Origin of the sequence: Ferrovum myxofaciens (assembly GCF_000735045.1) — a bacterium.
GTDB lineage: Bacteria > Pseudomonadota > Gammaproteobacteria > Burkholderiales > Ferrovaceae > Ferrovum > Ferrovum myxofaciens.
Map to the genome: position 1 here is coordinate 1 of NZ_JPOQ01000005.1, position 8,367 is coordinate 8,367.

The 8,367-nt window shown below is 52.0% G+C and carries 9 protein-coding genes and 1 pseudogene; 7 read left to right on the forward strand and 3 right to left on the reverse strand.

Annotation, left to right across the window (positions count from 1 at the left end; genetic code table 11):
* From cysD to IV91_RS0100910, 6 genes are all read left to right on the forward strand, one after another.
* Positions 1-757 (forward strand): sulfate adenylyltransferase subunit CysD (gene cysD, locus IV91_RS0100885; RefSeq protein ID WP_031595274.1); only part of this gene is annotated, 757 nt, incomplete at its 5' end.
* Positions 757-2,655: a sulfate adenylyltransferase subunit CysN gene (gene cysN, locus IV91_RS0100890; RefSeq protein WP_031595275.1), complete on the forward strand. Its 1,899-nt coding sequence runs from the start codon at positions 757-759 to the stop codon at positions 2,653-2,655. The genes cysD and cysN, both read left to right, overlap by 1 nt.
* 13 nt (positions 2,656-2,668) lie before the next feature.
* On the forward strand, positions 2,669-3,310 hold the full coding sequence (locus IV91_RS15560) for a tetratricopeptide repeat protein (protein WP_160171503.1): 642 nt from the start codon (positions 2,669-2,671) through the stop codon (positions 3,308-3,310).
* 152 nt (positions 3,311-3,462) lie between these two features.
* On the forward strand, positions 3,463-4,464 hold the full coding sequence (locus tag IV91_RS0100900) for a glycosyltransferase family 4 protein (protein ID WP_160171504.1): 1,002 nt from the start codon (positions 3,463-3,465) through the stop codon (positions 4,462-4,464).
* Entirely contained in the window at positions 4,461-4,652 is a 192-nt protein-coding gene (locus tag IV91_RS0100905) for a hypothetical protein (protein ID WP_031595280.1), read from the forward strand. Before IV91_RS0100900 ends, IV91_RS0100905 begins: the two co-directional genes overlap by 4 nt.
* A 41-nt stretch (positions 4,653-4,693) precedes the next feature.
* On the forward strand, positions 4,694-5,044 hold the full coding sequence (locus IV91_RS0100910) for a type II toxin-antitoxin system HicB family antitoxin (protein WP_031595282.1): 351 nt from the start codon (positions 4,694-4,696) through the stop codon (positions 5,042-5,044).
* 28 nt (positions 5,045-5,072) lie between these two features.
* Here the strand turns inward: IV91_RS0100910 and IV91_RS17040 are convergent.
* Positions 5,073-5,324: pseudogene (locus IV91_RS17040) on the reverse strand (IS630 family transposase); the annotation flags it as partial.
* A 20-nt stretch (positions 5,325-5,344) separates the two neighbouring features.
* Here IV91_RS17040 and IV91_RS0100920 point away from each other — a divergent pair.
* Positions 5,345-6,295 (forward strand): acyltransferase family protein, encoded by a 951-nt coding sequence (locus IV91_RS0100920; protein ID WP_031595284.1) that lies wholly within the window; start codon positions 5,345-5,347, stop codon positions 6,293-6,295.
* 123 nt (positions 6,296-6,418) lie between these two features.
* Here the strand turns inward: IV91_RS0100920 and IV91_RS0100925 are convergent, their stop codons facing one another.
* A complete protein-coding gene (locus tag IV91_RS0100925; protein WP_031595286.1) occupies positions 6,419-6,745 on the reverse strand; it encodes a type II toxin-antitoxin system prevent-host-death family antitoxin in 327 nt (108 codons plus the stop codon).
* A gap of 99 nt (positions 6,746-6,844) precedes the next feature.
* A complete protein-coding gene (locus IV91_RS0100930) occupies positions 6,845-8,179 on the reverse strand; it encodes a putative O-glycosylation ligase, exosortase A system-associated (protein ID WP_035416936.1) in 1,335 nt (444 codons plus the stop codon).
* Between the last annotated feature and the right edge of the window lie 188 nt (positions 8,180-8,367).

Below are 8,367 nucleotides of genomic sequence, written 5' to 3' on the forward strand. Positions count from 1 at the left end.
TTACCCTGCCACGCCCCCTTTTCCACTACTCCATGTCGATACGCGCTGGAAATTCCAGGAGATGTACCTCTTTCGGGATTACATGGCCCGGGAATCCGGCATGAAACTTCTGGTTTACACCCATCCGGAAGCCATCGAAAAAAATATCAACCCCTTTGATCATGGGTCTTCCCTGCATACCCATATTACCAAAACCGAGGGCTTGAAAAACGCTCTGGATTTGTACAAGTTTGACGTCATTTTTGGTGGCGCGAGACGGGATGAGGAAAAATCCCGGGCCAAGGAACGCATTTTCTCCTTTCGCTCGGCCACCCATCACTGGGACCCCAAGAACCAGCGCCCCGAACTGTGGCATCTGTTCAATACCCGCAAGCATCGGGGAGAAAGCATCCGCGTATTTCCCCTGTCCAACTGGACCGAACTGGACATCTGGCAATATATCCATCAGGAAAACATCCCCGTGGTGCCCCTGTACTTCTCAAAAATTCGTCCGGTGGTGGCACGGGAGGACATGCTCATGATGGTGGATGACGAACGCTGTCGATTACGCCCGGAGGAGACCATTGAAAAACGCAGGGTGCGTTTTCGTACCCTGGGATGCTATCCTCTGACCGGTGCCGTGGAATCCAACGCCGAAACTCTGGAAGAGATCATTCTGGAACTGGTCAATGCCCGAAGTTCTGAACGTCAGGGAAGAATGATCGATTCCGATGACTCTGCCAGCATGGAAAAGAAAAAGCAGGAAGGATATTTTTGATGGAACTCACTGCCCCCCTCTCAGCCAAGGAATTTTTACAGGGTGAGCAACAACCGGATCTGCTGCGCTTCATCACCTGCGGCAGCGTGGACGATGGCAAGAGTACGCTGATCGGACGCCTGCTCTGGGATTCCAAGCAATTGTTCGACGATCAACTGGCCACGCTCTCTGCCGATTCAAAAAAGCACGGGACCCAGGGCGAGGACATCGATTTTGCCCTGCTGGTGGATGGATTGGCCGCCGAACGGGAACAGGGCATCACCATCGATGTGGCCTATCGATTTTTTTCCACGACGCGCCGCAAGTTCATCGTGGCGGACACACCAGGACACGAACAGTACACCCGCAACATGGTGACCGGGGCCTCTACCGCCCAGGTGGCCATCCTGCTGGTGGATGCCTCTCAGGGCCTGTTGACCCAGACCCGGCGTCATGCCTATCTGGTCTCCCTCATGGGAATCCGGCATGTCGTCCTGGCCATTAACAAGATGGATCGGATGCACTTCCAGAGCGCTGTCTTTCACTCCATTCGGGAGGCTTTCGACACTTTTGCACAGGACCTTCATTTCACGGAAATTTGTGCCATTCCCCTGTCCGCATTGAAGGGCGATAATGTCACCCATCCGTCCGAGGCCACCCCCTGGTATCCGGGACCGACCCTGATCGAATACCTCGAAACCGTCACAGTCCCGCCCGAACGGGAAGGAGGACTGATCTTTCCGGTACAGTGGGTCAACCGCCCCCATTCGGATTTTCGGGGTTTCTGTGGCACCGTCGAACGGGGTCGGGTACGGGTGGGAGATACCCTGCGCGTCACCTCCTCCGGACAAACGGCCCAGGTCAGCGCCCTCATCTCCCCCAGCGGCCCGGTCAGCGAAGCCTTCTGCGGCGATGCCCTCACCCTGACCTTGTCCAGGGAAATCGACATTTCGCGGGGCGATGTCCTCTCCCCGCAAAATCAGCCGTTGGAAACCACCGATCATTTTGAAGCCACTCTGGTCTGGATGGGCGAGGAACCAGGACACGCAGGACGGACCTATGCCCTGAAACTGGCCACCCAGTGGACCACGGTGACCCTGACCGGAATCAAGTACCGGGTGGACATCAACACCCTGTCCCACGAAGCCACCCGCAACCTGGCCCTTAATGACATCTGCGTCTGTACCCTGGCCTGTGCCAAGCCCCTGGCCTTTGACACCTATGAAAACTCCAGGGCCCTCGGGGGATTCATTCTGGTGGACCGTTTCACCCATGCCACCGTCGCCGCCGGCATGATCCGTCATACCCTGCGGCGCGCCCAGAACGTGCATCGTCAATCCCTCACCATCCACCAGGCCGACCGTGAACGTCTGAATGGTCACCGGGGATGCGTCATCTGGTTTACCGGCCTGTCCGGATCAGGCAAATCCACACTGGCCAACACCCTGGAAATGGAACTTCATGCCCAGGGAAAACGCACCTACATTCTGGACGGAGACAATATCCGACAAGGCCTGAACAAGGACCTGGGGTTTACCGAAGCCGATCGGGTGGAAAATATCCGGCGCGTCGCAGAAGTCGCTAAACTGATGTGTGATGCAGGACTGGTAGTAATGACCGCCTTCATCTCGCCCTTCCGCAACGAGCGGGAAATGGCCCGCGACCTGATTGGCGCAGAACAATTCATCGAGGTCTATGTCAGCACCCCCCTGGAAATTTGCGAACAACGAGACCCCAAAGGGTTATACCAGAAAGCGCGCAGCGGACAACTGCCCAACATGACCGGAATCAACAGCCCCTACGAAGCCCCGGAACACCCTCAGGTCGTCATCGATGGGTCCCATCCTTCACCGGTTACCGTTCTCCAGAAAATCCTCACCCTGCTGGAGCACTCCACCGAATCCAGTGATCATCCTTGAGCGAGAAATTTTCATGCACCCCATATTACGCCCCATCGCCCTTGCCCTTCTGCTGTCCGGTTCCCTGCACAGTGCCTATGCCGACCTGGGCTGCCCCCCCGCCATCAAGTCCACGCCGGGCAATTTTCCCCTGGATTACAACGATCCGGACAACAAGGGGCATATCCTGTATCTGGTGGAAATGCGCCACTTCACTCCCGCCGTGGAATCCTTGTCACAGGGGAGTACCGGACCGATTGGAGGGGACCTGTCTTATGTGCTGAGCGCCTTCCCCAACCATCCTCGAGCCCTCAACGCCATGGCCCGACTGGCGGAAAAGGATCATACCCTACAACCGCACGGAGCCGAATACTCCATAGAATGTTACTTCCACCGCGCCATGGATTTTGCCCCCACAGACCCCACCCCTCCCATGCTGTATGCCATTTATCTGACCAGCCATGACAAGGATCAGGAAGCGCTACAGAACTACCAGTTGTCCGAAAAAATCGAGCCGGACAATCCCAACCTGCAATACAACATGGGATTGCTGTACTTCAAGATGAAGGAATATGACAAGTCTCTGGACTACGCCCATAAAGCCTACGATGGAGGGTTTCCCTTGCCCGGCCTGCGCCAGAAATTGCAAAAGACAGGTGTCTGGAAAAACGAGTAAGGACTGAGGTCATCCAGATTTCTCCTTCTTTAACTGCTTCCTCATGAACCCTGGAAGAAACAAGCGATGGTCGTGCTCGGAGGTTTGATCGAATGATTCATTTTTTCCCGACCTTCTCGAAGGGAGCAAAAAACTCTCCTTTTGCAAAAGAATTGGCTGCACTGGGAGTTCCCCACCGTCTTTTCCCTGGGGAAGTCATTCTGAGATACCACGCAAGAATATGGTTGTTGTTGCTGGGTTGGCCCAAGGTCACCAAATTCGCTATTTCATCGGCAATTCGTTCATTGATTTTGAGCAAGCCCTACCCTGATACCGTGGTGGTGGGGTCACACATCGAAGTGATCATATTTGGCATTTTTCGCGCACTGCTCTTCCGAAAACGCCCGAATATCGTCTTGCTCGGTTTTATCTTCACTCACCGACCGCAACCGCTCGCCAACTGGCTGCGGGGACTTTATTTCCGGTTCGTATTTTCCATCGCCGACCAAGCCATCTGCCATTCTTCCCTGGAAGTCGAACGCTACAAAGAAATTTTTAAATCTTCACGTACCCGATTCGAGTATATCCCTTACGGTCTTCATATTTCCGTTGACGCAGACCCTTCCGAAGAGCAACGCACGCTTGAAAAAAAGAACTTTCCCGACGCCGGAGACTACATCCTCTCTGCCGGTCGTTCCGGACGGGATTACGCCACTTTGTTCAAAGCCGTTGCCCCCCTCCCGATTGCGTTGCATGTGGTTTGTGATAGCGAATTCGCCCTCAGCGGACTGGAAGTTCCTGCCAATATCCTGTTGTTGCGCAACTGCTACGACAAGGCATACGTACAAGAACTTAAAAACGCACTGTTCGTGGTCATACCCCTTCAGGTCAACGACATTTCAGCCGGGCAAATGGTGCTGATCCAAGCCATGGCCTTCTCCAAACCCGCCATCATCACACGAACCCCCACCGTCGAAGAATATGTCACCGAAGGTGTCGATTCCCTTCTGGTGAAGCGGGGGGATATCGTCGAGTTACGGGAGGCCATACAACGACTGCTCAGTGATCAGGGCTTGAAGGAAAAACTCGGTGCCCATGCAAATGCAACGTACAAGTCCAAATTTTGCATGAAGGCCTATGTGACAAATCTGATTGGTGCCCTGCAGAAACCATGAACAAGGAGATTGAGGTCACCTTCCGTATTTCTCTGGCAGATGCTGTTGCCAATACTGACCTGTACGGCAAGGCGCTCGAAGCACCGCGCCGTCAAGTTCAGGAAGGCAAGCAAACGACCATGACTTCTGAACGCGAAGCCTATCGGGAAAGCAAAGTGCTCACTAAAATAACCGCCAAGTGCGACTAATTATAGTTGCAACATCCCAAGGTATCCAGTAGGATTTGCACATGGGAAAACACGAAAAATTGCTAGAACACAAGGGCTACACTGGGTCAGTCGAGTACAGCGATGAAGACGGTATTTTTTTCGGCAAAGTGCAGTTTATACGCGCTTTGATCAGTTATGAGGGCAGTAATGCCGAAGAGTTGCGCAAAGATTTCCACGATGGGGTGGATGATTACTTGGCAATGTGCAAAGAAAAAAATATCACGCCAGAGCAACCATTCAAAGGGTCATTCAATGTGCGGGTTGGTCGAGACTTACACCGACAGATTGCGATCGAAGCGGCACGGCGCGGCGTGAGTTTGAATAGTTTGATCGTTGCTGCCTTGGAGAAAGAAACACACCACGCGTCCTAGTACAACATAACACCAAACAACTTATATATCATTCCAAGCCCAGATCGAAGTTGCTCCACCGGAAGACAACCGGGTGTTCGTTCCATTCGGCAATCCCTTTTTCGATGCGGCCCTTCAGTTCCTTTTTTGAGGAGACCCGGATGTGGCGCAAGAATGTACGGGCCATCTTCGAGAACGCCGTTTCCACCAGATTGAGCCAGGATCCATGCTTGGGGGTGTGGACATACTCAAACCGGTTAGGATGTGCAGCCAGATAGGCGAAGGTCTCCTTGGATATGTTCTCATCACTACCGGACCAAAATGAAACCTGACGATATCAGTTACAATTTTTCTGTCACAAAGGTGATGTGTATTCTGATGGTGGCCACGGCTCACTACTTCGGTGGCCTATTGTGGATACCCACGACCGTTGCCCTGTTCGTTTTTGCTTTTTCCTCCGGGTATTTCTCGGCATCGAAGTATCACGGAGATTTTTCGATAAGTAGATTTTGGAAGGCGAAGTTGATACGCCTCGGCTACAGTTTGGTTGTCACAAACTGTTTTTTGCTGCTGCTTTTCCTGATCCAGGCAAAAAGTAAAATATTTTCCTGGGATACCTTATTGAGTATGGTCGGCCTTAATGCCATCCTTTCCTGGTTCGGTATTCACAATCACAGCCCGTTTGGAAACGGCCTGTGGTTCCTTGCCGTCTTGTGGATGTTCTATATCCTATACCCGGTCATTGAACGCACCAACAGGAACCCGAAGGTGGCATTCATATTTATCCTGTGCATGCTGGGAATTACAACCTATCTAAATTTCACCGTCCTTGTGGGTTATGAACTCTGGATAACCATATTCGGATTTTTATTCGGCACTTACATCGCAACGATCAAGTCGAGACTACCTTTTATCTATGCATCCGGCATTCTGATTGCAAGCATCACAACGATGTTGGCACTCAACAAGTATTGGGGAATCCATTCCCTCAATTATTACTTCATACTCGTTTCCGCTGTCGCGATCTGCCATATTTTGCTCACACGAAGGTTACCGGACATCATTGGACCCATCTCTTCGATATTGGCAGGATCTGTACTGGAAATTTATTTGATACACACCTATCTCTTCATAAAAACCCCGAATTACCCTTTCCTTGGCTATGTCGTGTCTATGTTACTGATTATCCTTGTCGCAATGTTCCTGAGTGCTACTCGTGACCGATTGAAAACCACAATAGATAAAAATCGCTACTGTGCGGTTAAAAATTGAATAATTTCATCTGGTTGAAATTTTAAATCGAATCATCTGGAAATATTCTGCGAACTCGGGTGGCCCATGTTTAACGATAGAAATTTATGTTGTGCATTTGACCACTATCTGCAACAACCGGTTTCACAATGCCAACAATTCCAGTTCGTGATCCAGTTCCTCGACAGCGTAATTGACTGCTGATATGCCCATTCCCCCCAAGCACTCAATAAAACTCTCGATCGGTATGTTGGCCATCCGTGCGGCCTTGCCCAAACTTAACGCATTGTCGGCAAACAGACGACAAGCCAATGCAACTGTTATGCCTTGGCTCAAAACGTGCTCATCAAGCGGCACTGCAACAAAAATGGGGTGCCCATGCTTTGCAACTACAGAAAGGTGGCCTGATTCTGCGGTACGCACCAAGTCACCTGTGCGCTCACGCAAGTCACGTATGCTAAATGTTTCCATGTTGGGCTCCAATAGCCATCAAATGATAGCACCATATTTTAGAGACTGAAGTATAGTGCAGCGTATGTTTTGACGGATTCGAAACACATCCTCAACCATTCACCCAAGTGACTCCCCCTCACGTGGGATCACAGACAATTCCGCCGGACGAATCACCTGGGGACCGGGTCTCTGAGAAGAGACCACCCGCGAATTTTCTTCCTGCTGATTCTTGATATACAGTTTGGTTACTTCCATCAGGACCACGATGTAATAGGGCAGGTCGAAATAAGCCAAACTCAGGAATGCAGCCCCCGTGGCATAGGCGATCTGACTGACCTGCAGCATCCTGGCCAGGGTATTGGCCCAGTGCAAATCGGGTTTCCCCCGAGTTTCCCGAATGATCCAACTGCCACTGCGCCAGGTAAAAAAACCGATCGCCAGGAACAGGAACAGCCCCACGAATCCATGCTCCCCAAGGATCTGAAAGTAGATACTGTGGGCTGCATGCACGTTTTTTGGTTCCGGCGCGTAACGGGCAAAGACCTCCTTGTCATAGATTTCGAACCCCCCCCCCACCAGAGGTCGATCCACCGCCAGATTCCAGGCCATGCCCCAGGCATTGAGACGCCCGAGGGCAGAACTATCCTGTTGATAGGTTTGAATGGTATTCATGCGGTCTTCCCATTTTTGCGGCATGAACAGCACCACAAAGGGTATCAGAATGATCATGAGCAGTGCCAAGGGCAGTTTGCGCGGGCTTTTGGTCCAAAGAAAGAAACTCATGGACACAATGGCAATGAGTGCTCCGCGAGAATAGGAGCCAATGGCAGAGACCGCACAAAGCCCCATGGCCACCACCAGACCCCGGCGTACCCAGAGGTTTTCTTCCGTGAGTTGCAGGTAACGCAGCATGGGAATCAGCATGATCGTTGCCACCGCCAAGGCGTTGTTTTCCTCGATAAACGACCCCGCTGGGCCCCACACCGTGTACCCTCCCCCCGTAGCCAAGGTGAATGCCCCGCCTTTGACCCCGTAATACCCCAGGGAAACCACCAGGGTCCACACCAGCCAACGGATATGTTGTTTCGTGTTCAATACTGACATAGCCACCAGGGTCATGAATAAAATCTTCATGACCCTGCTCCATAGAGGATAGATCTGGTCGAAGTTGATGGCGAACAGAGAGGTGATATTCATCCAGAAAATAAACAGGATCAGAGAAACCGTGGCGGGGGTGACGGGAAACTGCCGTTTATCCTTGGTTATCACCAAACTCAGCAAAGTAACCGCAGCCATGAGCATGGCAAAGGGGAAATCATAGGCAAAGCCCCAGGCCAGGCGATGGGGGTTCATAACACTGATCCAGACCCACCCCAGGATGCCAACGGCAGGATGCTTCACTGCTTTGAACAGTATCCACAGAACAATCAAGGTAATCAGTATGTCGCGCATGAGGAAACTATCTCATGAAATGGATGAAAGGGGTAAAAAACGCGCAAATCAACCCCCATTATGCTAAACCTCCCCATGCCTAAAGGCAGGGGGTTCTAAGGGCGAACCCGCTGGGGTCTCCTGGCTCTCGTCTTGCGACTACAGCATCCAGGCCATGACCAGCGGCAAACCCTCTATTACAAACGACC

What these genes read in the sequence shown, in the direction of transcription:
- cysN (WP_031595275.1), top strand. Translation starts at nt 757, where the DNA reads ATGGAACTCACTGCCCCCCTCTCAGCCAAGGAATTTTTACAGGGTGAG.
- IV91_RS15560 (WP_160171503.1), top strand. Translation starts at nt 2,669, where the DNA reads ATGCACCCCATATTACGCCCCATCGCCCTTGCCCTTCTGCTGTCCGGT.
- IV91_RS0100905 (WP_031595280.1), top strand. Translation starts at nt 4,461, where the DNA reads ATGAACAAGGAGATTGAGGTCACCTTCCGTATTTCTCTGGCAGATGCT.
- IV91_RS0100910 (WP_031595282.1), top strand. Translation starts at nt 4,694, where the DNA reads ATGGGAAAACACGAAAAATTGCTAGAACACAAGGGCTACACTGGGTCA.
- IV91_RS0100920 (WP_031595284.1), top strand. Translation starts at nt 5,345, where the DNA reads ATGAAACCTGACGATATCAGTTACAATTTTTCTGTCACAAAGGTGATG.
- IV91_RS0100925 (WP_031595286.1), bottom strand. Translation starts at nt 6,745, where the DNA reads ATGGAAACATTTAGCATACGTGACTTGCGTGAGCGCACAGGTGACTTG.
- IV91_RS0100930 (WP_035416936.1), bottom strand. Translation starts at nt 8,179, where the DNA reads ATGCGCGACATACTGATTACCTTGATTGTTCTGTGGATACTGTTCAAA.